A 21,625-nucleotide genomic window follows, 5' to 3' on the forward strand; every position below is an offset into this window, starting at 1 on the left:
GGTCGGTCAGCCGGTGGCCGGGGCCGCACGCAGGGCACGGACGGCGTCGATGGTGTCCGCCTCGGCGGCGCTCTTGTCGTCGCGGTAGCGCACCACCCGGGCGAAACGCAGCGCCACCCCGCCCGGATACCGGGGGCTGGTCTGCACCCCGTCGAAGGCGATCTCGACCACCTGTTCGGGGCGGACCCGCACCACGTGCTCGCCCCGCTCCACGGCGATCGAGAGGAACCGCTCGGTCTGCCAGCGCAGCAGCTCGTCGGTGAGCCCCTTGAAGGTCTTGCCGAGCATGACGAAGCCACCGGTGGCCGGGTCCCGCGCGCCCAGGTGGAGGTTGGACAGCCAGCCCCGCCGCCGGCCGCTGCCCCATTCCACAGCGAGGACGACCAGGTCGAGGGTGTACCGGGGCTTCACCTTCACCCAGGCCGCCCCGCGCCGGCCGGCGTCGTACGGTGCGTCGGGGGACTTGACCACGACCCCCTCCTGACCGGCGGCCAGCGCGGCGGTGAAGGCCGCCGACGCCGCTTCCGGGCCGTCGACCTCCGTCCGCCCGACCAGCAGCTCGGCGTCGACCGCCCCGGCCAGCGCGGCCCAGCGGTCCCGGCCCGGCGCGTCGATCAGATCCTCGCCGTCGAGGTGCAGCAGGTCGAAGAAGTACGGCGTCAGCACGGTGCCGCCGGTCGTGGTGGCGGCGGCGAGCACGGCCGGGGCGACCGGGGTCCGGCCGGCGACGCTGGGGGTGGTACGGCGGGCGGCCCGGCTGGCCGTCTCCTGGAACGGCAGCGGTCGCCCGGTGGCGTCGAGCCCGATCGCCTCCCCGTCGAGCACCAGTTCCCGGGCGGGCAGCGTACGGACGGCCGCCACCACCTCGGGAACGCGCGCGGTGATCTCGTCGAGGCTGCGGGTGAAGACGGCGATGTCGGAGCCGGAGCGGTGCACCTGGATCCGGATGCCGTCGAGCTTGACGTCGACGGCGGCGGGCGCACCGGTGGCGGTGAGCGCGTCGGCCACGGTGGGGGCGCTCTGGGCCAGCATCGGGGCGAGCGGACGCCCGACCCGCAGCCCGAACCCGGCCAACGCGGCGGCACCCCCGTCGAGGGCGGCGACCGCCACCGCGCGGAGGTCACCGGCGACGAGCAGGGCCCGGCGGACCGCACCCAACGGCACGTCGGCGGCGCGGGCGACGGCGTCGGCGAGCAGCCCGGCCTGCGCGCCCTGGCGCAGCTCGCCGCTGAACAGGCCGACCAGCATGCGTTGCTCGGCGGCGGTGGCCGCGGCGAGGAGAGCGTGCAGCAGGGCGCGGCGGCGGGCCTGGGAGCCCGGTCCGTGCACGGCGGCGATCTCGTCGATCGCCGCGTCGACCGAGGCGACGGTCAGCGTCGGGACGCCGGCCGGCGGCGGCAGGTCGCGGAGGCTGGCCCAGCCCACACCGGTCTGTCGCTGGCGCAGTTCGCCGGCGAGCCAGCCGGCGCCGGCCGGCACCTCCGCCGGGTCGAGCGCGCGCAACGCCCCCGCGAGCAGTTCCACCTTGGCTCGTCGGCCACTGGTGGCGCTGACCGCGGCGGAGGTGGCCGCCAGGTCGAGGAACCGCACGCTCCCATCCTGCCAGCCACCTCCGACGACACCGGCGATCCGCCGGAAGACCGACGCTGGCGAGCCGCCGGAAGACCGACGCTGGCGAGCCCTCCGGGCCAACCGCCCGGAGACCGGAACGCCGGGCCCACCGGAGACCGGGACGCCGGGACCGCCCAGGAGGCCGAGATGCCGGGCCGCCGGGGACCGGGAGACCGGGACCACCCGCCGGAAGGCCCGACCGGGACGGGTCAGGCCGACACCGGCTCCTCGATCCGCAGTCCACGGTCGCGGACCTGGCCGGCGACCCGCGCCAGGACGGCGTCGAGCGCCACCAGCGCGGTGGACAGCTCGCCGAGCCGCTCGCGGAGCGTCTCGTCGGGCCAGGCGGAGACGTCGACGTCCCCCAGCGCGCTGACGGCGGCCTCCAGCCGCACCATCACCTCGTTCGTACTCATGTTCGAGAGGCTAGCGTACGCACGTCCCTGACGTGCCGGAATCCCGGAAATCGGACCGCGTGTCCGGTCAGTTCCGCTTCGTGCCCGCCTCGGCGACCCGGGCCAGCAACAGCGCCTCGGCGAGGCAGACCCGGGCGAACTCGCCGAGGTGCAGGCTCTCGTTCGGCCCGTGCGCCCGGGAGTGCGGGTCCTCGACCCCGGTCACCATGATCGCCGCCAGTGGGAACATCTCCTGGAAGGTCGCGATGAACGGGATCGAGCCGCCGATCCCGGTCTCCACCGGCTCGACGCCGTCCCAGGCGGCCCGGAAGGCGGCGCGGGCCGCATCGAACAACGGGCCGGAGCAGTCGATGACGCAGGGCGCGCCGTCGTGCTCCAACGTGACCTCCATCCGTGCCCCCCAGGGGGCGTGCCGCTCCAGGTGGGCACGGATCGCCTCGTACGCCTGCTTCGGGTCGTCCCCCGCCGCCAGCCGTACGCTCAGCTTGGCCTTCGCGGCCGGGACCAGGGCGTTCGGGGCCTCGGCGGTGGCCGGGGCGTCGATGCCGAGCACCGCCACCGACGGACGGGCCCAGATCCGGTCGGTGATCTTCCCGGTGCCGATCAGCGACACCCCGTCGACCAGACCGGCCTCGGCCCGGAACCGGTCCTCCGGGTAGTCGACCGTCGCGTCCGCCGCGCGGGCCAGCCCCTCCACGGCCACGTCCCCCGCCTCGTCGTGCAGGGTGGCCAGGAGACGGGACAGCGCGGTGAGCGCGTCCGGGACCGGTCCGCCGAACATGCCGCTGTGCACCGGGTGTTCGAGGGTACGCACCTCGACGAAGCAGTTGACGATGCCGCGCAGCGAGGTGGTCAGCGCCGGTACCCCGATGTCCCAGTTGGTGGAGTCGGCGATGACGATGACGTCCGCGGCGAGTTCGTCCCGGTGCTCGGCGAGGAGACGCTCCAGGGAGTCGGAGCCGTACTCCTCCTCCCCCTCGATGAACAGCACCACCCCGACCGGCAGCGCGTCGCCGAAGGCGCGCAGCGCGGCGACGTGCGCCATGATGCCGGCCTTGTCGTCGGCGGCGCCCCGGCCGTAGAGGCGGCCGTCCCGCTCGACCGGCTCGAACGGGTCGGACTCCCACAGGGACCGGTCGCCGACCGGCTGGACGTCGTGGTGGGCGTAGAGCAGCACGGTGGGCGCGCCGGGCGGGGCGGGCCTCGTTCCGATCACGGCGGGTTGGCCGCCGGAACGCACGATCCGTGCCTCCAGGCCGCAGCCGCGCAGCAACTCGGCCACCGCCTCGGCGGAGCGCTCCACCTGCGTGTGGTCGAAGCCGTCGAACGCGATGCCGGGGATGCGGACGAGGCGTTCCAGGTCGGCGCGGACGCCGGGCAGTTCCCGCTCGACGGCGGCCCGCAGCTCGGACTCGGTCATGATCGGAGTGGTCATGACCGGCATCGTATGCCGGCCTTACCGGGCCCGGTCCGGCGCACGAAGTAGTGCCGGCCGTCGTGCGGCAGGGTCGGCGCGCCGTCCACCACGAGGTCTACCCCGGCCGCCGTGCCGTCGGCGTCGAAGTGGGCCCGCTCCCCCGCGTGCCAGCGGCGCAGCTCGGGCAGGATCCGCGCGCCGTCGCGGGCCACCGCCCGCGCCAGCCGCAACTCCGCCGGTGCGGTGACCAGGACCGCGAGGGTCGTCTCGGGGCGGACCGCCCGGCAGGCCGCGCTGACCCCCTCCACGATCAGCACCGGCGTGACCGGCACCGGGACCACCCGGGGCAGGAACTCGCGACGCACCCAGCTGTAACGGTGGTAACCGCCGGGCCGGCCGGCGCGCAACGGGGACAGCACCTGCTCCTCCAGCCGGGGCCAGAAGGTGAACTGGTCGGCCCAGCCGTCGAGCAGGTCGTCGGTGTGCACCACCGGCGGCCGGCCGCCGCCGGAGAGCGCGGCCAGGGCGTCCGCGAGCCGGTCGGCGAAGACGCTCTTGCCCGCGCCGCTCGGCCCGTCGACCGCCACGAGTCGGGTACGCCCCAACCGCGCCGGCCGGGCCAGCACCCGCCGGGCCAGCCCCGCGTACGCCTCCACCACCGCCACCACGTCCGCCGACGCTACCGATCGGGTGGCGGGAGGGGGTTCGGCGGGCGGCTCGCCGACCGGGTCGGCATGATCGGTTCGTGTCCCATTCCGTGATGAGTCCCGGTGTCGACGCCCTGCTCGAACAGGCGCGGGCCGGCGTACGTCGGTTCACCCCGCACGAGACGATCCAGGCCGCCGGCCGGGGCGCGCTCGTGGTCGACACCCGCACCGATCTGCAACGACGCGAGCAGGGCGAACTGCCCGGCGTGGTGGTGATCGACCGGACCGTGCTGGAGTGGCGACTGGACCCGGCCAGCACCTGGCGGATTCCCGAGGCCACCGGGTACGACCTGGAGGTCGTCGTGGTGTGCCGGCAGGGCTACAGCTCCAGCCTGGCGGCGGCGAGCCTGCGGGCGCTCGGGCTGCACCGGGCGACGGACATGGTCGGCGGGGTCGAGGCGTGGCGGGCGGCGGGCCTGCCGATGTCCGACCGTCCCGCCGACGTCCGTCACTGAGCCGCCACCGCCACCGCGTGCACTCAGCCGGTGGGGGCACCCGGGGGGATGAAGGGCAGGCCGCTCGGCGGGCCGGACTCGACGAGCCGCCACAGGGCGTCAGTGTCCAGGTGCTCCTCGACCAGGTCACCGAGGAGGTCGAGGCTGCGTTCCCGGGCGGCGGCGAACGAGGTGGCCGGCGCCGGCCGGAAGCCCCGCCGCCCGGCCTGTCCCGCCACCTCGGCGAGGAAGCGGCGGCGGAAGTCGTCGGACTCGAAGGCTCCGTGCCAGTGCGTGCCGTACACCGCGCCGAGCAGGGCTCCCTCGCTCCGGCCGTCGGCGTAGGTGAGCAGCGGGGGCAGGTCGGGGTCGACGCTGGAGACGTACCCGTGGTGGATCTCGTAGCCCCGGACCTCGACGCCGTCGAAGCCGGCACCGGCCGACTGGCGGACGGTCTTGCGCGGGTCGAAGGTGATCTCGACGGGCAGCAGCCCGAGCCCCGGCACGCTGCCCCGCCGGCTCTCCACCGGGTCATGGATCGCCCGCCCCAGCATCTGGAAGCCGCCACAGATGCCGAGCAGCGGCTTTCCCGCCGCCGCGTGCGCGAGAACCGCGTCGGCGAGCCCGGTCTCCCGCAGCCAGGCGAGGTCGGCCACGGTCGACTTCGAACCGGGCAGGACGACCAGGTCGGCGGCGGCGAGTTCGGCCGGCTCGACGGTCAGCCGGACCCGTACGCCGGGCTCGGTCGCGAGCGCCTCCACGTCGGTGGCGTTGCTGACCCGGGGCAGCCGGACGACGGCCACGTCCAGCCACTCGTCGCCGTGCGGGGCGGCCGGCCGACCGAGCACCCGGCCGTAGGCGAGCGAGTCCTCGGCGTCCAGCCAGAGGTCGAGGTGCCAGGGCAGCACCCCGTACGTGGGGCGACCGGTCACCTGGCGCAGCATGTCCAGCCCGGGCTGGAGCAGGCCGAGATCGCCCCGGAACTTGTTGACCACGAAGCCGGCGACGAGCGCCTGGTCGGCCGGGTCCAGCAGAGCCACCGTGCCGAACATCGAGGCGAACACCCCGCCCCGGTCGATGTCGCCGACGACGACGACCGGGAGCCCGGCGTGCCGGGCCAGCCCCATGTTGACGTAGTCGCCGTCCCGGAGGTTGATCTCGGCGGGGCTGCCCGCCCCCTCGCAGATCACCACGTCGTACTCGGCGCGCAACTCGGCGAGGGCGGCCCACGCCGTCTCGGCGAGCCGGGGACGCAGCACCCGGAAGTTGCCGGCGGTGACCGTGTCGACCGCCTCGCCGAGGAGCACCACCTGACTGGCCAGGTCGCTGCCGGGCTTGAGCAGCACCGGGTTGAAGCGCAGGTCCGGTTCGAGCCCGCAGGCGGCGGCCTGCATGGCCTGCGCCCGGCCGATCTCGCCGCCCCGCCCGTCCGCCCCGACCACCACGGCCGAGTTGTTGGACATGTTCTGCGCCTTGAACGGGGCCACCTTGACGCCCCGGCGGTGCAGCCAGCGGCAGATGCCGGCGGTCAGCACGCTCTTGCCGGCGTCCGAGGTGGTCCCGGCGACCAGCAACCCGCCACTCATGCCGCTCTCCCTCGCTCCGTCCCGCCCCGGGACGCCCCCGCCCGGATGCCCCGCGCCGACGCCACCCCGGCCGACGTCGCCCGGCCCAGCGCTTCCCGCACCCGGGCCCCCGTGTCCGCCGGACGCGGCACGACCCGACCCAGCGCCCCCCGCACCCGCCGTTCCAGCCCCGTCGGACGCGGTACCGACCGGCCCAGCGCCGCCCGGCCCACCGCGACGGCGACGGCCAACGCGAGCGCGGACCGGCCGACCGCTCCGGAGATCCGGGCCGCCCGACGCAGGTGCCGGGCCTCCGGCCGGGGCCCGTCGCCGAGGAACGGGCGCACCTCGGAGCGCCCGAAGTAGACGTTCCGGCCGCCCAGCCGCACCCCGAGCGCCCCGGCCATGGCCGACTCGCACTGCCCGGCGTTGGGGCTCGGATGGTCGTTCCGGTCCCGTCGCCACACGTGCCAGGCCCGCTCCCGGTCGCCTCGCGCCACCGGGGCCACGGCCACGGTGAGCAGCCCGGTCAGCCGGGCCGGGGCCAGGTTGAGCAGGTCGTCCAGGCGGGCGGCGGGGGTGCCGAAGCGGGCGTACCGCTCCGAGCGGTGACCGACCATCGCGTCCAGGGTGTTCGCCGCCCGGTAGCCGAGCAGGCCGGGCAGCCCGGCGACCGCACCCCAGAACAGCGGTGCCACCACGGCGTCGGAGGTGTTCTCGGCGACCGACTCGACGGTGGCCCGGGCGAGTTCCGGCTCGTCCAGGACGGACGGGTCACGTCCGCAGAGGTGACTGAGCCGACGCCGGGCGGCCGGCAGGTCGTCGTCGCGCAGCGCCCGGCCCATCATCTCGGCCTCGTGGCGCAGGGTGCGACCGCCGAGCACCGTCCAGGTGCCGGCCGCCACCAGGACCGCACGGGCCACCGGACGCCGCCGGGTGGCGAGCGCTCCCGCCGCGCCGAGCAGCACCGGCACCCCGACCGCGAGCGCGGTGAACGCCGTACCCGCCGTCCGGTCCGGGCGGTAGAGACGTCGCTCCAGGGCACCGGCGGCCCGACCGAACCCGGCGACCGGGTGCCATCGGCGCGGGTCGCCGAGGAGCGCGTCCAGCGCGTACCCCGCCGCCAGCCCGGCCGCGTCGGCGACGATGACTGCCTGCCGCATCCGCACCCGCACCACCTCCGGCCGGTAAGCCTAGCCTTCGTCACCCAGCCGCCCCGGTGCCCGGCGGCCCGGTGACGGGAACGCGACGAGCCGATGGCGGAGGGTGTCCACCGGCCGGCGCGCGAAGGCACTCTCCCAGCCGAACGCCATGTTCCCCGTGCACATCGAACCGTTCCCCGTGCACACCGAACCCCCGCCCGCCGCGCCCGGGACGGGTCGACGGCTCCGCTGCCGTCGCCCCGCCACGGGCCGGGTGCTCAGGCCGGCACGGCCTCCCGCGTCCGGCCGCCGCGCCGGGACCGGCGCACCGACGGCGTCGCCGGATCCCCGACGGTCGACGGCACCTCCTCGGCTGGCTCCGTGCCCTCGGACGGCTCCGTGCCCTCGGGCAGCGGGTCGAGTTCCCCGAACGGCTCACCCGAGCCGACCCCCGTCGCCCGGTCGGTCAGGTCGTCCGCCTCCTCGGACAGCTCGCCGATCGGGGCGACCGACAGCTCAAGGCCCGGGTCGGCTCCGGCGTTCGCCACCGACCCGGACCCACCGTCCGGGGCGTCGAAGGGGTCGGCGCCGAGATCGACCGCGGTCGCGGCGAACCCGGTCAGCCGGCGCGGGTCGACCGGCACCGGCCGGTCGAGGTCGTCGTCCAGCGGACGGTCGTCGAGGGAGACGGGCACCTCGTCGCCCGGCACCGGCTCGGTCGGCGCGCCGTGGACGCGCCGCTCCGCCTCCGCGTCCTCCACGCTGCTGGTCGCCATGCTGGGCCGGTTGCGCAGGAACCGGCCCCGTCCCCGGGCGAGGTCGTGCCCGACGGTGACCGCCTCCAGTTCGTAGAGGGTGCGCTGGTTCCCGGCGTCGTCGATCCAGTCCCGGGTGTAGAGCCGCCCGGCGACCACCACCGGGTCGCCCACCATCACCGAGGCGGCGACCCCCTCGGCGAGCTTGCGCCAGCAGTTGACGCGGACCCGGAGGCTGTTGCCGTCGACCCAGCGACCGCTCTCCCGGTCCAGCCGGCGGGCGGTCGAGGCGACCTTGAAGTTGGCGACCAGCGTGCCGCTCTGCGTGGTTCGCCGCCATTCCGGCGCGGTCAGAACATTTCCAACAATCGTTACATAGGTATCGAACATCACCCCTCCAGAGGGATCGGGACCTGCGGTGACGAGTCGACTCGATGCCGAGCGTGTCCCACCGCCGCCCAGCGGTCCACCCGTCTCCGCCGACCTGTGGACAACCCGGCCGGCTGTGGACAACGACCTGATCAAGGTCCCGGTGTGCTAGGTCCACCGGCCCTGGGCGGCCGGCCGCACGGCGGGCGACGATCGGATCGCCCGGAGTCGCCGGGCGGTTTCCGCGGGGAGGTCGGCTGGGTATGGGTTCGATCAAGCGGGGAGCGTCCACGCGTACCGCAGGAGAAGCCGACGCGGGCACGGGCCGGCACCGTCCGGAAGCCACCGCGCCGCATCGTCCAACGGAAAGGTCAGCGACCATGTGCAGAACAGCCTCGTCCGGTACGACCGTCGCCACCCGGCGTGAGGTGACCCGATGAGCGCCGTCGCGAATCCCGCCACCGTCGCCGAGTGCCTGCGCGTCGGCGCCGGATTCTCCCAGGGCGACCGGAACTGGATCGCCGAGCAGTTCGCCACGCTGGACGCCCGGCTGGCCTCGTTCCACGCCGACGCCACCGAGCTGGAGGTGTCGGTGAAGGACCGGGAGGCCCGGGGGCAGAAGGTCACCCTGGAGTGCTGGATCGCGGGCCGGCAGAAGATCGTCACCACCTCCTCTGAGGAAGACCTGCACGCCGCGCTCAACGACGTCCGCGACGACCTGCGCCGCCGGCTCAACGACGCCAAGACCAAGCAGGAGCCCCGGCACAACAAGCACCTGCGGGAGGAGGGCCACACCGGCACCGAAGCCCCGTCGACCGACGACGACGCGGAGGCACCGGCCCACACCGGCGTCGCCTGACCGCACCGCCCGTCGCCGCCCACCGGGCTCCCCGGTGGGCGGCGACGGCGTCCGGGTACGCGAGGAAGACACGGGTCTACCGCCCGGTAACCGGCGGGCGTAGCGTGACCGGCGTGGAACCGGACGTACTCGGACCGCCCTTCGAGCGGTACACGATCGAGCTGGACCCCGACGACGAGGGCCCGGTCGTCGCCACCCTGGTCCGCTGCCGGGCCGCGCAGCCGAGCCGGCGGGCCGTGCTCTACGTGCACGGGTTCGTCGACTACTTCTTCCAGGCCCACCTGGCCGAGTTCTGGACCGACCGGGGCTGGGACTTCTACGCCCTCGACCTGCGCAAGTACGGCCGCAGCCTGCTGCCGCACCAGACCCCGAACTTCTGCCACGACCTGGGCGACTACTTCCCCGAACTGGACGCCGCCGCCACCTTCGTCCGCACCGCCGACGAGCACGACACGCTGCTGGTGATGGGCCACTCCACCGGCGGCCTGCTCGCCGCCGTGTGGGCACACGCGCGGCGCGACGCCGGCCTCGTCGACGGACTGCTGCTCAACAGCCCCTTCTTCGACATCAACGCGCCCTGGCTGGTCCGCCGGCCCCTCGCGGCGGCCGTGACCCGGCTCGGCCGCGGCGCGCCGCACCGCGTCCTCCCCTTCGGCCTGGGCACCGTGTACGGCGAGTGCCTGCACGCCGACCACCGGGGCGAGTGGAGCTACGACCTGAGTTGGAAGCCGCTCGCCGGGTTCCCGGTCCGGATCGGCTGGCTGGCCGCGATCCGCCGGGCGCAACGGCAGCTCCGCGCCGGGCTGGACATCCCGGTGCCGGTGCTGGTGGCCTGCTCCACCCGCACCTTCCGGCGTAAACGGTGGCACGGGTCGGCGATGCTCGCCGACGCCGTCCTGGACGTGGCGCACATGGTCCGCTGGGCACCCCGACTCGGGCCCCAGGTGACCGTGGCCCGCATCGACGGCGGCATGCACGACCTGACGCTCTCCGGCCCCGCCGTACGCGAGAGGGTCTTCGCCGAGATCGACCGGTGGGTGGACGCGTCCCTCGTCGACGCCGGCCGCTGACCGTGGTGACGCGGGGTCGGACGGATCCGCGCCGCCCCGTACCACCGCGACACCCCCGGTCAGCGGTACCCTCTTGGCGCACACCCGGTACGGTCCGGCCCGCCGGACCACCACGCCATGCGCCTGTAGCTCAGCGGATAGAGCAGGGGACTTCTAATCCCAAGGCCGCAGGTTCGAATCCTGCCAGGCGCGCTGGACTTTCTCCCAGCCGAACAGCTCGCGTGGAGCTATTCGTGGAGCTATCGAGCTACTGTCGGCCTCGTGGCAGACACGAAGCGGCAACGCGGCGAGATCATGGAACTCCCCAGCGGGTCACTCAGAGTGAGGGTCTATGCGGGCGTCGACCCGCTCACCGGGAAGCGGCACTACCTCACCGAAACGGTCCCGGCGGGTCGGAACGCCCAGCGGGAAGCCGAGAAGGTCCGGACCCGCTTCCTCAACGAGGTCGACGAGAAGCGCAACCCGCGCACCCGAGCGACGCTGAACCAACTACTCGACAAGTGGCTGGACGTCGCCGACATCGAGCCGACCACCCGCATGGGCTACGGGAACAAGCTGAACAAGCACGTCCGGCCGGTGCTCGGCAAGCTGTCGCTCAATCGGCTCGATGCCGAGACGCTCGAATCCTTCTACGCGAGCCTGCGCCGCTGCCGGGACCGGTGCGGCGGCAAGGCGTCCGTGACGCACCGGATGGCCGGCGAGCACACCTGCACCGCGAGATGCCGGCGGCACGTCTGCAAGCCGCTCAGCGCGTCCTCGGTGCGCCAGATCCACTGGATTCTGAGCGGCGCGCTGAGCCGGGCGGTGCGGTGGCGCTGGATCGCCGTCAACCCCGCCGCACAGGCTGAACCACCCGCCGCGCCCCACCCCGACCCGCAGCCGCCGAACCCGACCGACGCCGCCCGCATCATCACCGAGTCGTGGCGCGACCCGGACTGGGGCGCGCTGGTCTGGCTCGCCATGACCACCGGCGCCCGCCGCGGTGAACTCTGCGCCCTGCGCTGGCACCACCTCGACCTCGCCGCCGGCGTGCTGACCCTCCGACGCAGCGCCTACCTTGACGCGAACGGCGAGTTGCAGGAGAAGGACACCAAGACCCACCAGCAACGACGGGTCGCCCTCGACCCCGAGACGGTCGACGTGCTCACCGAGCTGCACGCGCGGTACGTCGACCGCCTGGCCCAGCTCGACGCGACGGCCGACCCGGCGGACTACGTCTTCTCCCCCGAGCCGGACAACAGCCGCGGCTACCGACCCGACACCATCACCCAGCGGTACGGGCGACTCGCCAAGCGACTCGGCATCGACAGCCACATTCACGCCCTACGCCACTACTCCGCAACCGAACTGATCAATGCGGGTGTCGACGTACGGACCGTCGCCGGCCGGCTCGGCCACGGTGGCGGTGGTACCACCACCCTCAGGGTCTACGCCGCGTGGCTCTCCGAATCCGACCAACGCGCCGCCGGCACCCTCGCCGCCCGGATGCCTCCCCGTCCGGTGGCACCGACGCAACCGACATTGGCAGACAGCCCGTACCGCAGGATCGCCAAAGACCTGCGGGAGCAGATTCGCAGCGGCCGGCTGGCGAGAGGGGCGCGACTCCCTGCGATTGCCGAACTGGCGACGGCACATCGGGTCTCGGTCGGCACCGCGCATCGGGCCGTTCTTCTACTCGCCGAAGAGGGCTTGGTGAATCTCGCCCGAGGTCGCCGTACGACTGTCGCAGGGTAGTGCACAAAAACGACGGTTTGGCCAACTACCGGACTTTGCCGACTCATCCCCTGCGCCAGCTTCCCGCGACCGGACGCTCCGGCATCGGTGACGGCCGCCGCATTTCGCCGAACAAACAATCAGCGAACCACGCAGCCCACCGGCTTATGAAATCATCGAGATTATCGATGGTGACCGGGGTGAAGGGCCAAGCAAGTCGGTAGGCCGAGACTCCCGAAGTTAACGCCTTCGCAGCTTCATCGTTTGGGTCCAGCGCAAACGGTTCAACTTGAGGGTCCTGCGGGTTAGCCTGCCAAGACGCCCCCATGAAGGACGTTTCAAACCACTGATACCGACCCTCCTCTTGCGCGTCACAGTACCACAAGGAGTGGCTTCTCCCAAGATACTGGGTATCCCTTGGATGGCTCTTCTGACGCTCGACACCAATTCGAGCGTAATAGACGACATCTATTGGCAGGTCAAATCTCGAGTGCAGGTCGATCTGCGCGCCAACCGGGATCATGAAGTCAAGCGTCACCTTGTTCAAGGTGATCGACCAACCCTGCGGCCTCAGGTAGGGCAGCTTGCTATCAGGATCGAGCTCGGGAACTCGTACCCGACATTCCGCAGCAGGGGCGCTATCCAAAATCGCCACTTTGACAGCATCCATGATGCGACGGATTGCCTTATTTGCTGACTTGGCTATCTCAGCGCGGCGCTCCTTCTCCGAACGAGCACGTTCAGCAGCGCGCGCCTCCTCGCCACGTCGAGCGATCTCAGCGCGGTTCGCCCTCCGCAAAAGGGCAAGCCCTCCGCTCGGGGAAGTATGTGCCGCACGCTCAAGACGCGCTGAAAGATTACTAGGCGAAGGGCGCGTTTGTGGAGCCTTATAGAGGCACTCCTCCACCAGACTTGCCAGCGAGATGGACACCCCGTCCAGTGGGGGCGGCTCATGATGTAGATGCTGATCCCGGAAATCGCCTTTTCCCGGCCCACGGAACGGCCTCGTTCCAGCTAGCAACTCATAGGCAAGGACACCAAAGGCATATACATCAGTCGCGGTTGTGGCCCTCTCTGCACGCCATTGCTCTGGAGCAGCATACGGCGGGGTCATGGAATATTTTTGGGTATCAGGCGCCGTTGTTGCTTCAGCATAACGCGAGATACCAAAATCCGCGATACACCATCGACCATCAAGCAAGAGTATGTTCTCAGGCTTAAGGTCCCGATGAACCACTCTGCCGTCCAAATCACTCAACGCCGCAGCCACGTCCGAAAGAATCGAAACCGCCTCAGTTGGGCTAAGCGCACTTCGCAGGTGCTGACGCAAAGACTTCTCAGCGCGCGGCATTATCAGGACCCAACTGTCTGCCGTCTCCCCGCTGTCGATGATCGGGACGACATTGCGGGCACTTCCGAGATCAACAAAAAGCATCTCGCGAGCAGAACCGGGCTTTTTGGGGATCAACTTGGCAACGGCACTTTGATGCCGGGGAGAGGCAGCCGCATAAACCCTACCGAAACCACCTTCCCCTATGCTCTCGCCGAGCACCCATTCCTCGCTGAGCCTTAGAGCCGTACTCGCCACCGACCGACACCCTTCTAGCGACCCGCCAAGCCGGGACAGCTTATCCCGCGTGATCGGGTCCTACTAACCCGCACTTCCTTCAGCTCATTGACTCCTACACACTCACCTAGGCCTTGCTGGGAAAAGATCCTCGGAAGCACGAAGGCCGCAACCAGGCGATCAAAGCAGCCTCGTCGGGCTCCGTCACGGCCTCGCCAGCGCAACTCGCCGGCCAATGCGGCAACGACCGGCCGCATGGCGGACGTCCCGCCCCTTGAGCCTCCGAAGATCCTCATTCGCCTTCTAACTCCCTGCTCGGCATGATGGGTCTATGCGTCTGCTCGTGCTCGGGGGAACATGGTTTGTTGGCCGCGCGGTCGTCACCGCGGCTCTCGACGCAGGGTGGGACGTAACGACGTTCAACCGGGGCACCTCCGGACCGGACGTCGATGGCGTGCGCGCGGTCCGAGGGGACCGGACCCAACCGGCCGACGTTGACGCCCTGGCAACCGTCGGGCCGTGGAACGCCGTGGTGGACACTTCCGGCTACGTACCGAGGAACACCCTTGACGTGGCTCGCGCGCTGGCTCCCGTTGCCGGTCGATACGTCTTCATGTCGACGGTGAGCGTCTACCGCGACTGGCCGGTGAAGCCGCTCAGCGAGGAATCCGATGTGCTGTACTGCCCGCCCGATGCCGGGCCGGACTACGGCACCGATACGGAAGACGGGCCGACGCAGTACGGCTACCAGAAGGCGGGGTGCGAGGCTGCGGCGCTGGCCGCGTTCGGCCCCGACCGGACGACGGTCCTACGGCCCGGTGTGGTGCTCGGCCCACGCGAGTATGTCGGCCGGCTGCCCTGGTGGCTGCGCCGGGTCGCTGGCGGTGGGACGGTTCTCGCGCCGGGGTCGCCGGATCGGTCGATTCAGCCCGTCGACGTCCGCGACCTGGCCGCGTTCGCGTTGCGTACCGCCGCCGAGGGCATCTCCGGCGCGTTCAACGTCTGCGCCCCCGTCGACCGGGCCACGTTCGGGGAGCTGCTCACCGCGTGCGCCGACGCGACCGGTGCCGCACCGCGGTTCGAGTGGGTACCCGATGATGTGCTTCTCGACCAGGGCGTGCGGCAGTGGTCGGAGTTGCCGCTCTGGCGCACGTTCGAGGGCGTCTGGCGGGTCGACGCCGCCCGCGCGCATCGCGCCGGCCTGCTCTCCCGGCCGCTGGCCGACACCGTCGCCGACACCTGGCGGTGGATGGTCGAGACGGGCGAGATGAGTACGCACGACCGGGCCACCGAGATTGGGCTCAGCAGCGAGAAGGAAGCGCGGGTCCTTGCCGCGTGGCGAGCGTCAGGCGAGCGGACGGGCTGACGTTTCCGCGAGCCAGACGGAGATCCGCTCGGTCAACTGCTGCGCTTCCGAGTCGTTGCGCCACGCTGGCGTGGTCAGCAGCCGCCCGACCTTCTCCAGTCGCCCGGTCAACGACACGTTCCGCTTCTGGGCCGGTAGGTCGAGGACGCCCTGCAAAGCTTCGGCCGCGCCGTCCCGGTCGTGCATGTGCAGGTGTGCGGCGGCTACGTCGATCTGCGTGCCATTGATCTGGGAGTACGGCCGCCGGGACAGCGGCAGGGCTTCGTAGACCTGCAAGGCTTCACGGGCGTACCTCGCCGCCTGTTCGCCGTTCCGGAGATCCAGCCAGCCCGCCGCCGCGCACGCCGCTGCCCTGGCTTCCCCGAATGCAAACTCACCACCGACCGACCCGCTCAGGTCGTCGGGTCGGGAAGCCGCCATGTCCCGATCACGTCGAGCCGCTTCCAACACCTCGGCGACCGATTCCGCGTCGGCCAGCAGGGCGTGGGAACGGGAAGCGATGTACCGGAGCCTGAGTTTCGGCTCACCGTCTGGAGCCGCCCGCATCGCGCGAGCAAAGTAGGTCAGCGCGGCATCTGGTTCGTTGCGCCAGTTCGCCAGCGTCATTTGCAGGCCGTACGTCCACGCCTTGAGCGAAGCGTGTCCGGCAAGGTCCGCGTACTGCGTGGAAGCCCGCGCGAGCGCTGCTGAGTCGTTCCAGTGTCCGAGGTCGAACGCGGTGGACGCCATCAGCGCTGTCCCCTGGCCGACGATGACGTACAGGTCGGCCAGGTCGCCCGGCCTGCGGGTACGCTCGGCCAGCTTCCTGGCCTCATCCCGCAAGCGACGGGCACTGGTGAACATGTCGAACGCGGCCATCCCAGCAGCACGGGCGAGCAGCGCTATCTCCTCCTGCAACGACTCGATCGATTCGTCTCCGACCGGACCAGTGGTCAACAGCGGATCGTTGGCGACGGAATTCGCGGCATCACTCACGAGGTCAACAACGACGTTTCCTGTACGGGGAATTCCGGCTTCCTTGAGCGAGTCCGCGACCATGCGGGAAAACCGGCTTCGCACCGCGTCGGACACCCGATCCAATGCAGCGTAAAGAATTTCCTGGTTGGAGTTTCCGGGGACCGTGTCCGGCCGGCTATGCCAATAGGAAACCGTCCGGATCGCAACGCCCAGCCAGTTCGCGAACCCCTCGTTCGTCATGCCGGATGCCGATTGAAGCAGGCAGGCCAGAGCACCCGTCCACCGCTCGATCCTCGCCATTGCCGTCCCCTGTGGCCGTGGGTTGCACTGCCTTGCCGCGTCTTGCATCCGACTTGCGCCAGCCAAGCGCCTCTTATCGATTTCACTGGTTCCAGACGGCAAGAGCAAGCCCCGCCCGATGGTTCAGGAGATCAGGTTGAGCACCGTACGCACGATCACCCCCCACCAGCGCCCCCGCTTCCACTCGGTGTCGGAGACCGCCACCATCCTCCGCATGTCGGAGGTGACGCTGTACCGAGCGATCCACGCTGGCCAGTTCCCGGCCATCAAGGTCCGTGGCCGGCTGGTCATCCCCGCTCGGGTCCTCGACGACATGGAAGAATCCGCGCTCGCCACCGGCCTGGTCGACGCCGAGCACTACACGCGACGGAAGGCCAGTTGATCTCTCGCCGTCACCGAGCCGCACGCTTGGGGCCAGGAGGCGCGGCGGGTACGTCGTTCTGCCGCGCGAGCTTCCGGATGTACGCACCACTGAAGGGCGACAGCCGCTCGACCTCGGTCGGGCCCACGCCCTGCCGGAGCGCGGCAACGACGGCCGCGACCACCGCCTCACGCGCCGCTTCGTGGGCCGCTTCGGTACGCCGATAGCGCTTCGTAGCTGCTGAAAGTTCATCCCGAGGGTCAGTCACCCGAACAAGATTACCGCTACCCACTTGCGCAACCTCGCCGCGTATCGCTACCTTGTTGCGCAACAGAGAATCGCATCTCTGGACCAGTCCCTTCCTAGAACGAAAGGACAGCCGACGTGGCTGAGCCGCAGAGACACCCCGACGAGTTCCGCGAGCCGAGCACCACCGACCTCGCTGCGATCGAGCAGGAAATGCCGCTGATCGAGGCGGAAGTTCTGCTGCTGGACGCGCAGATCGCCATCCTGTGCGCCGAGCCGGTTCCGTCCGAGTTGGATTGGCAGCGGGTACGCCGGGCACAGCGTCAGGTGATGCGCCAGGCCCGCGCGCTGTTGGCCGTTCGCGCGTCGTTCGAGCGGGCCGCGTAGGTGGTGGCCGCGATGAAGACTTCGCCGAGCATTCCCGTTGTCCTGTTCACCGTCGCCGACGCGATGGGCCGTAACGCGCTGCCGCTGCCGGTCAAGGTGGAGGCGTCGGACGCGTACGGGTTGGAACTGGACCTGGCGACGCACACGGAGTTGCGCCGCTGGGCGCGGTACATGCGCCTGCCCGTCGAGCAGTGGAACAGCCAGCCCTACGAGCGCGACGACGTGCCGAAGGTGCTGACGAACGTGTACGGCGCCTGGCGTGGCATCCGGGTGCGGCTGCACTGCTGCGAGCCGACCACCGACACCCCGGCCGAGTTCCTGTCGGCGGTGGCCCGATGACCGTCGACTACACCCATCCCAGCGTCCTGGCCGGTATCGCCGCCGGGGCGGTGTGGGCGGACCCGGAGATGGACCCGACCCGCATCGACTGGACCGCCCGCCGGGCGCTCGCTGCGATCCCGTTCCCGCTGGTGGACGGACGCCCGGTCAACCCGTACGCGCCGACCGGCATCCGCTACGGCCGCAACGAGCTGGGCCACTGGGGTGAGGCCCTGGCCGCCGACGCCGTGGTGGTGGCCACCGTCAACGGCCTGCGTCGCATCCTGATGGTCGAGCGCGATGACAACCACGGGTGGGCGCTGCCCGGTGGCCACGTCGACCCCGGTGAGGACCCGAGGCACGCGGCGTTCCGGGAACTGGCCGAGGAAACCTGCCTGAGGCTGGACCCCGCGTCCACGCCGCACACCCGGTTTCCGGCCCGGTACGTGCCCGATCCCCGCGCCAGTGATGAGGCGTGGATGGTCACCGTCCCCGTCCTGATCGACCTCGGCACCGTGCCCTGCCTGCCGTGGGTCGACGGTGCGGACGACGCCCGACAGGTCACGTGGGCGCACGCCGAGTCGTACCAGCGGCTCACCGACTACCTGCGCACCTTCTGGGGCGGCGGGATCTTCGCCGCTCACCGCGACCTGCTCGCCGACATCCTCGACCACGGACAGGAGCGCCCGTGATGAGTTTCCGTGTCTCTGGCCGTGGCTGGGCCTACTTCGGCGCGATCCTCGGCGGTGCGGTGTCGATCGCCGCGAACGTCGCCCACTCCTACGTCCCCCCGGCCCCTGCGGAGGGGGCACCGCCGGTCCCGGCGGACTGGACGCCCCAGACCGGCGCGGTGGTCGGCGCGATCTTCTGGCCGGTGGCGCTGTTCGTCGCCGTGGAGATCCTGGCCCGGGTCGCGTGGCCCGCCGGGCGTCGCTGGTCGGCGTTGCGTTTCGGTGGTCTGGTGCCGGTGGCCACGGTCGCCGCGATCGTGTCCTACAAGCACCTGTCCGGGCTGCTCACCTTCTACGGTGAGGACGCGCTGACCGCCATGATCGGCCCTCTGGCCGTGGACGGGTTGATGGTCATGGCGACCGGTGCTCTGCTCGCCACCGGCATCCGCGCCCACGCCACCCCGACGCCCGCACCGGTGCCCGTGCCGGTCACGCAGGTGACTGAACCGCCGAGCCCGACCGTGCCGGAAGCCACGCCGACCCCGGCCGAGCAGACCAGCGGCCCGGACCCGAGCGAGCCCGGCGAGCCGACCGACGCCGTACCGGTCCCGGTGGTTGAGCTGGTGCGTGAGCCGGTTCACCGGTCTCGGGTCACCGCCCGGTCGCTGACCGCCGCGCAGCGGGTCACCGCCGCGCACCTGAACGAGCCCGCCGCCACCCACGAGCGGATCGCAGAACTGGCACAGGTCAGCCTGAGCACCGTCAAGCGGCACCGTCCCCGCCCCGTGGCCGGTTCACCATCCCGCCCGAACGCTGCGGAAACGTCGGTCAACGGCACCCGCCTGGAGGTGGCCGTATGACCCGCCCGACCCGCCCGACCGACGCGCAGACCCCGCCGTGCCACCCGAACCCGGACCTGCGTGGCGGTGCGCGCGGCTGCCCCTACATCGAGCCGTGCACCCAGCGATGCCACATCCGCTGGCTCGACGGTGACGACCAGCTCGCCAACAACCTGACCCGGCTCGCTGACACCCCCCGACCGGCTCAGCACTGACCCCGCCCGGCGGCACGGCCCTGGCCTCGCAAACCGCGCCGTGCCGCCGGCCCCCCACTCCCAACCCGTAACGGATCAGTTGGAGGAAACACCATCATGACTCCCCACAACCCTGACGACCGCTTCGACTGGCAGGCCGCCGAAACGGACCTGAACCCCACCGGCCCGGACGCCGATGTGGTCGACCTGGACGCCGTCCGCGCCACCCGCACCACCGGCCCGGCCGACGCCGACGAGGGTGGGCCGGTGCTGGTCGACTCGCCCGCCGCGCAGCGGTCCCCGCGGTTCACCCTCGACGGTGTCCGGGTGGGTCAGCGTCGACCGATCCTGCCCCCGTGGCTGCGCTCCACCGACGAACTGCGCGACATGCTGCGGTGGGCAGTCGGCCACCTCCTGCACATCAGTGGCTACCACACCGTCCGCGTCCCGAAGTACGCCGCCCGGCTCGCGCTGCGTGCCCCGGTCGGGGTGTGGCGGGTGCTCTCCGGTGGCCTGCGGTGGCTGTTCGACCTGGAAGGCGAGCCCGTCCGGCAGGCCACCGTCCGCAGCGGCAGCGCCGAGGAATACCTCAAGCTGTCGCGGCAGCGTGACCGGCGGGTCCGCTGGCGCGGCATCGTCGTCGCCACCGGCAGCCTGACGGCGGCGATCGTCGGCGGTGTCCTGTTCGCGCTGGCCCCCGAGTGGGTGCGCTGGTCGACCCTCGGTTTGCTGGTCGGCCTGTTCGGCATCGTCGGCCGCCCCGCCGACAAGCCGCTGTTGGACACGGCGGTGGTGGTGCCCCGGGTGGCGAAGCTGACCAGCAACGTCGTCGTCGGCGCCCTGGCCGTGCTGGGTATCGCCGGCATCAACCAGGCCATCTCCAAGCAGGGACCGAAAGCCATCGGGTTCACCGCGCCAATCACCCGCGACGGTCCCGGCTGGCGCGCCGACATCGACCTCCCCGCCGGGGTCACCGCCGGGGACGTGATCGAACGTCGTGACCGCCTCGCCGCCGGCCTCGCCCGCCCCCTCGGATGCGTGTGGCCGGAAGGACGCCCCGAGGTCCACCCCGGCCGACTCGTACTCTGGGTCGGCGACCAGGACGTCGCGTCGGCCCGTCAGCCGGCGTGGCCGCTGGTGAAGTCGGGGACGGTGGACCTGTTCCGGCCGTTCCCGTTCGGCACCGACCCGCGCGGCCGAACCGTGTCGATGGACCTGATGTACACCAACCTCCTCGTCGGCTCCATCCCCGGCGCCGGCAAGACCTTCAGCCTGCGCGTGCCCCTGCTCGCCGCCGCTCTCGACGCACGGGCAGAACTGCGCGTGTTCGAACTCAAGGGAACCGGCGACCTCGAACCCCTCGCCCTGGTCGCCACCCGCTACGCATCCGGCGCGGACGACGACACGATCGAGGAAGCCCTGCACGCGCTGCGGGAGCTGCGCAAGGAATGCCAGCGCCGCGCCACCGTCATCAAGGGCCTACCCAAGTCGGTGTGCCCGGAGAACAAGGTCACCCCCGAACTCGCCAGCCGCAAGAACCTCGGCCTGCACCCGCTCGTCGTCGCCATCGACGAATGCCAGGAACTCTTCTCGCATCCGGAGTTCGGCAAGGAAGCCGGCGAGCTGGCCGAGAAGGTCATCAAACTCGGCCGCGCCCTCGGCATCCACCTGATGCTGGCCACCCAGCGACCCGACGCGAAGAGCCTGCCCACCGGAGTGTCCGCGAACGTGGGAACCCGGTTCTGCCTGCGGGTCATGGGCCAGGTGGAGAACGACATGATCCTGGGCACCTCGGCGTACCGCAACGGCATCCGGGCGACCATGTTCACCCGGCGGGACAAGGGCGTCGGCTACCTCGTCGGCGCGGCCGACGACGCACAGATCGTCCGCACCTTCTACCTCGACGGACCCGCCGCCGAACGCATCTGCCAACGTGGCCGTGCCCTCCGGGAAGCCGCCGGCACCCTGACCGGCCACGCCGCCGGACAGGACACCACCAGCCCGGCCGCCACCCGTCGAGACACGCTCCTGGACGACATCCTGACCGTAGTGCCGCTCGGTGAGGCGAAGGTGTGGACGGAGATCCTGACCGCCCGGCTCGTCGACCTCAACCCCGACGTGTACGCGGACATGACCCGCGACCAACTCACCGCGGCGTTGAAGCCGTACGGGATCACCACCGGGCAGGTGTGGGGCACCGACTCGGCCACCGGCAAGGGCGCCAACCGGCGCGGCATCGAACGATCCCACGTCGCCGAAGCGGTAGCGGAGCGTAACAAGCGGCGCGGGGACAAAGCCGCCTAACCCGGACAGCACGCGGGTGCTGGGTCTAGCGGTAGCCCTCGCTAGACCTAGCACCCC

Annotated in this window: 21 protein-coding genes and 1 tRNA gene; 13 read left to right on the forward strand and 9 right to left on the reverse strand. The window is 71.4% G+C overall.

The annotated features are described in order from the left end of the window. Positions 1 to 6: 6 nt before the first annotated feature. The 4 genes from QSK20_RS22665 to QSK20_RS22680 all read right to left on the reverse strand — a co-directional run bounded on the left by QSK20_RS22665 (position 7) and on the right by QSK20_RS22680 (position 4,112). Positions 7 to 1,590 (reverse strand): ATP-dependent DNA ligase, encoded by a 1,584-nt coding sequence (locus tag QSK20_RS22665; RefSeq protein ID WP_285790608.1) that lies wholly within the window; start codon positions 1,588 to 1,590, stop codon positions 7 to 9. A gap of 230 nt (positions 1,591 to 1,820) precedes the next feature. Further along, a complete protein-coding gene (locus QSK20_RS22670) occupies positions 1,821 to 2,027 on the reverse strand; it encodes a hypothetical protein (protein ID WP_285790609.1) in 207 nt (68 codons plus the stop codon). A 67-nt stretch (positions 2,028 to 2,094) separates the two neighbouring features. Then, positions 2,095 to 3,462: a dipeptidase gene (locus tag QSK20_RS22675; RefSeq protein WP_285790610.1), complete on the reverse strand. Its 1,368-nt coding sequence runs from the start codon at positions 3,460 to 3,462 to the stop codon at positions 2,095 to 2,097. Further along, entirely contained in the window at positions 3,459 to 4,112 is a 654-nt protein-coding gene (locus QSK20_RS22680) for a nucleoside/nucleotide kinase family protein (RefSeq protein ID WP_285790611.1), read from the reverse strand. The genes QSK20_RS22675 and QSK20_RS22680 overlap by 4 nt, the downstream gene beginning before the upstream one ends. Before the next feature lie 92 nt (positions 4,113 to 4,204). Here QSK20_RS22680 and QSK20_RS22685 point away from each other — a divergent pair, with 92 nt between their 5' ends. Then, positions 4,205 to 4,606: a rhodanese-like domain-containing protein gene (locus QSK20_RS22685; protein ID WP_088982465.1), complete on the forward strand. Its 402-nt coding sequence runs from the start codon at positions 4,205 to 4,207 to the stop codon at positions 4,604 to 4,606. A gap of 23 nt (positions 4,607 to 4,629) precedes the next feature. Here the strand turns inward: QSK20_RS22685 and QSK20_RS22690 are convergent, their stop codons facing one another. The 3 genes from QSK20_RS22690 to ssb all read right to left on the reverse strand — a co-directional run bounded on the left by QSK20_RS22690 (position 4,630) and on the right by ssb (position 8,437). Then, positions 4,630 to 6,171, reverse strand: a complete 1,542-nt coding sequence (locus QSK20_RS22690) for a cobyric acid synthase (protein ID WP_285790612.1) — start codon at positions 6,169 to 6,171, stop codon at positions 4,630 to 4,632. Next, positions 6,168 to 7,313: a cobalamin biosynthesis protein gene (locus QSK20_RS22695; RefSeq protein WP_502888991.1), complete on the reverse strand. Its 1,146-nt coding sequence runs from the start codon at positions 7,311 to 7,313 to the stop codon at positions 6,168 to 6,170. The genes QSK20_RS22690 and QSK20_RS22695 overlap by 4 nt, the downstream gene beginning before the upstream one ends. A gap of 257 nt (positions 7,314 to 7,570) precedes the next feature. Beyond that, positions 7,571 to 8,437, reverse strand: a complete 867-nt coding sequence (gene ssb / locus QSK20_RS22700) for a single-stranded DNA-binding protein (protein WP_285790613.1) — start codon at positions 8,435 to 8,437, stop codon at positions 7,571 to 7,573. Positions 8,438 to 8,852: 415 nt separating this feature from the next. Between ssb and QSK20_RS22705 the strand changes: the two genes are divergently transcribed. From QSK20_RS22705 to QSK20_RS22720, 4 genes are all read left to right on the forward strand, one after another. Beyond that, a complete protein-coding gene (locus tag QSK20_RS22705) occupies positions 8,853 to 9,275 on the forward strand; it encodes an HPF/RaiA family ribosome-associated protein (RefSeq protein ID WP_285790614.1) in 423 nt (140 codons plus the stop codon). Positions 9,276 to 9,388: 113 nt separating this feature from the next. After that, a complete protein-coding gene (locus QSK20_RS22710) occupies positions 9,389 to 10,345 on the forward strand; it encodes an alpha/beta hydrolase (protein ID WP_285790615.1) in 957 nt (318 codons plus the stop codon). A 119-nt stretch (positions 10,346 to 10,464) separates the two neighbouring features. Then, positions 10,465 to 10,537, forward strand: a tRNA-Arg gene (locus tag QSK20_RS22715). Between the two features lie 102 nt (positions 10,538 to 10,639). Continuing rightward, on the forward strand, positions 10,640 to 12,079 hold the full coding sequence (locus QSK20_RS22720; RefSeq protein ID WP_285790715.1) for a tyrosine-type recombinase/integrase: 1,440 nt from the start codon (positions 10,640 to 10,642) through the stop codon (positions 12,077 to 12,079). 43 nt (positions 12,080 to 12,122) lie between these two features. Here the strand turns inward: QSK20_RS22720 and QSK20_RS22725 are convergent, their stop codons facing one another. Continuing rightward, entirely contained in the window at positions 12,123 to 13,646 is a 1,524-nt protein-coding gene (locus tag QSK20_RS22725; RefSeq protein ID WP_285790616.1) for a serine/threonine-protein kinase, read from the reverse strand. 310 nt (positions 13,647 to 13,956) lie between these two features. Here QSK20_RS22725 and QSK20_RS22730 point away from each other — a divergent pair, with 310 nt between their 5' ends. After that, complete coding sequence (locus tag QSK20_RS22730) at positions 13,957 to 14,991, forward strand: NAD-dependent epimerase/dehydratase family protein (protein WP_285790617.1); 1,035 nt, start codon at positions 13,957 to 13,959, stop codon at positions 14,989 to 14,991. On the opposite strand, the gene QSK20_RS22735 is transcribed toward QSK20_RS22730, so the two are convergent. Next, positions 14,971 to 16,248, reverse strand: coding sequence for a hypothetical protein (locus tag QSK20_RS22735; protein ID WP_285790618.1), 1,278 nt, complete (start codon positions 16,246 to 16,248; stop codon positions 14,971 to 14,973). The two genes, QSK20_RS22730 and QSK20_RS22735, sit on opposite strands and share 21 nt — an antisense overlap. Before the next feature lie 214 nt (positions 16,249 to 16,462). Here QSK20_RS22735 and QSK20_RS22740 point away from each other — a divergent pair, with 214 nt between their 5' ends. From QSK20_RS22740 to QSK20_RS22770, 7 genes are all read left to right on the forward strand, one after another. Then, positions 16,463 to 16,630: a hypothetical protein gene (locus tag QSK20_RS22740; RefSeq protein WP_285790619.1), complete on the forward strand. Its 168-nt coding sequence runs from the start codon at positions 16,463 to 16,465 to the stop codon at positions 16,628 to 16,630. A 363-nt stretch (positions 16,631 to 16,993) separates the two neighbouring features. Then, positions 16,994 to 17,242 (forward strand): DUF6284 family protein, encoded by a 249-nt coding sequence (locus tag QSK20_RS22745; RefSeq protein WP_285790620.1) that lies wholly within the window; start codon positions 16,994 to 16,996, stop codon positions 17,240 to 17,242. Between the two features lie 12 nt (positions 17,243 to 17,254). Beyond that, positions 17,255 to 17,581 (forward strand): hypothetical protein, encoded by a 327-nt coding sequence (locus QSK20_RS22750; protein WP_285790621.1) that lies wholly within the window; start codon positions 17,255 to 17,257, stop codon positions 17,579 to 17,581. Next, positions 17,578 to 18,252 carry an NUDIX domain-containing protein gene (locus QSK20_RS22755; RefSeq protein WP_285790622.1) on the forward strand — a complete coding sequence of 225 codons (675 nt, stop codon included), beginning with the start codon at positions 17,578 to 17,580 and terminating at the stop codon, positions 18,250 to 18,252. The genes QSK20_RS22750 and QSK20_RS22755 overlap by 4 nt, the downstream gene beginning before the upstream one ends. Further along, complete coding sequence (locus tag QSK20_RS22760; protein ID WP_285790623.1) at positions 18,252 to 19,091, forward strand: hypothetical protein; 840 nt, start codon at positions 18,252 to 18,254, stop codon at positions 19,089 to 19,091. The genes QSK20_RS22755 and QSK20_RS22760 overlap by 1 nt, the downstream gene beginning before the upstream one ends. Continuing rightward, complete coding sequence (locus QSK20_RS22765) at positions 19,088 to 19,285, forward strand: hypothetical protein (protein WP_285790624.1); 198 nt, start codon at positions 19,088 to 19,090, stop codon at positions 19,283 to 19,285. The genes QSK20_RS22760 and QSK20_RS22765 overlap by 4 nt, the downstream gene beginning before the upstream one ends. 96 nt (positions 19,286 to 19,381) lie before the next feature. Then, positions 19,382 to 21,568 carry an FtsK/SpoIIIE domain-containing protein gene (locus QSK20_RS22770; RefSeq protein ID WP_285790625.1) on the forward strand — a complete coding sequence of 729 codons (2,187 nt, stop codon included), beginning with the start codon at positions 19,382 to 19,384 and terminating at the stop codon, positions 21,566 to 21,568. Positions 21,569 to 21,625: the final 57 nt, after the last annotated feature.

The sequence above is a fragment of the Micromonospora sp. NBRC 101691 genome (assembly GCF_030269285.1).
GTDB lineage: Bacteria > Actinomycetota > Actinomycetes > Mycobacteriales > Micromonosporaceae > Micromonospora > Micromonospora echinospora.

Bases quoted from the DNA above. Each gene is read 5' to 3' on its own strand.
- QSK20_RS22695 (WP_502888991.1), bottom strand. From the start codon at position 7,313: ATGCGGCAGGCAGTCATCGTCGCCGACGCGGCCGGGCTGGCGGCGGGG.
- QSK20_RS22685 (WP_088982465.1), top strand. From the start codon at position 4,205: ATGAGTCCCGGTGTCGACGCCCTGCTCGAACAGGCGCGGGCCGGCGTA.
- QSK20_RS22770 (WP_285790625.1), top strand. From the start codon at position 19,382: ATGACTCCCCACAACCCTGACGACCGCTTCGACTGGCAGGCCGCCGAA.
- QSK20_RS22760 (WP_285790623.1), top strand. From the start codon at position 18,252: ATGAGTTTCCGTGTCTCTGGCCGTGGCTGGGCCTACTTCGGCGCGATC.
- ssb (WP_285790613.1), bottom strand. From the start codon at position 8,437: ATGTTCGATACCTATGTAACGATTGTTGGAAATGTTCTGACCGCGCCG.
- QSK20_RS22675 (WP_285790610.1), bottom strand. From the start codon at position 3,462: ATGACCACTCCGATCATGACCGAGTCCGAGCTGCGGGCCGCCGTCGAG.
- QSK20_RS22750 (WP_285790621.1), top strand. From the start codon at position 17,255: ATGAAGACTTCGCCGAGCATTCCCGTTGTCCTGTTCACCGTCGCCGAC.
- QSK20_RS22690 (WP_285790612.1), bottom strand. From the start codon at position 6,171: ATGAGTGGCGGGTTGCTGGTCGCCGGGACCACCTCGGACGCCGGCAAG.
- QSK20_RS22765 (WP_285790624.1), top strand. From the start codon at position 19,088: ATGACCCGCCCGACCCGCCCGACCGACGCGCAGACCCCGCCGTGCCAC.
- QSK20_RS22740 (WP_285790619.1), top strand. From the start codon at position 16,463: ATGTCGGAGGTGACGCTGTACCGAGCGATCCACGCTGGCCAGTTCCCG.
- QSK20_RS22755 (WP_285790622.1), top strand. From the start codon at position 17,578: ATGACCGTCGACTACACCCATCCCAGCGTCCTGGCCGGTATCGCCGCC.
- QSK20_RS22705 (WP_285790614.1), top strand. From the start codon at position 8,853: ATGAGCGCCGTCGCGAATCCCGCCACCGTCGCCGAGTGCCTGCGCGTC.
- QSK20_RS22670 (WP_285790609.1), bottom strand. From the start codon at position 2,027: ATGAGTACGAACGAGGTGATGGTGCGGCTGGAGGCCGCCGTCAGCGCG.
- QSK20_RS22735 (WP_285790618.1), bottom strand. From the start codon at position 16,248: ATGGCGAGGATCGAGCGGTGGACGGGTGCTCTGGCCTGCCTGCTTCAA.
- QSK20_RS22720 (WP_285790715.1), top strand. From the start codon at position 10,640: ATGGAACTCCCCAGCGGGTCACTCAGAGTGAGGGTCTATGCGGGCGTC.
- QSK20_RS22730 (WP_285790617.1), top strand. From the start codon at position 13,957: ATGCGTCTGCTCGTGCTCGGGGGAACATGGTTTGTTGGCCGCGCGGTC.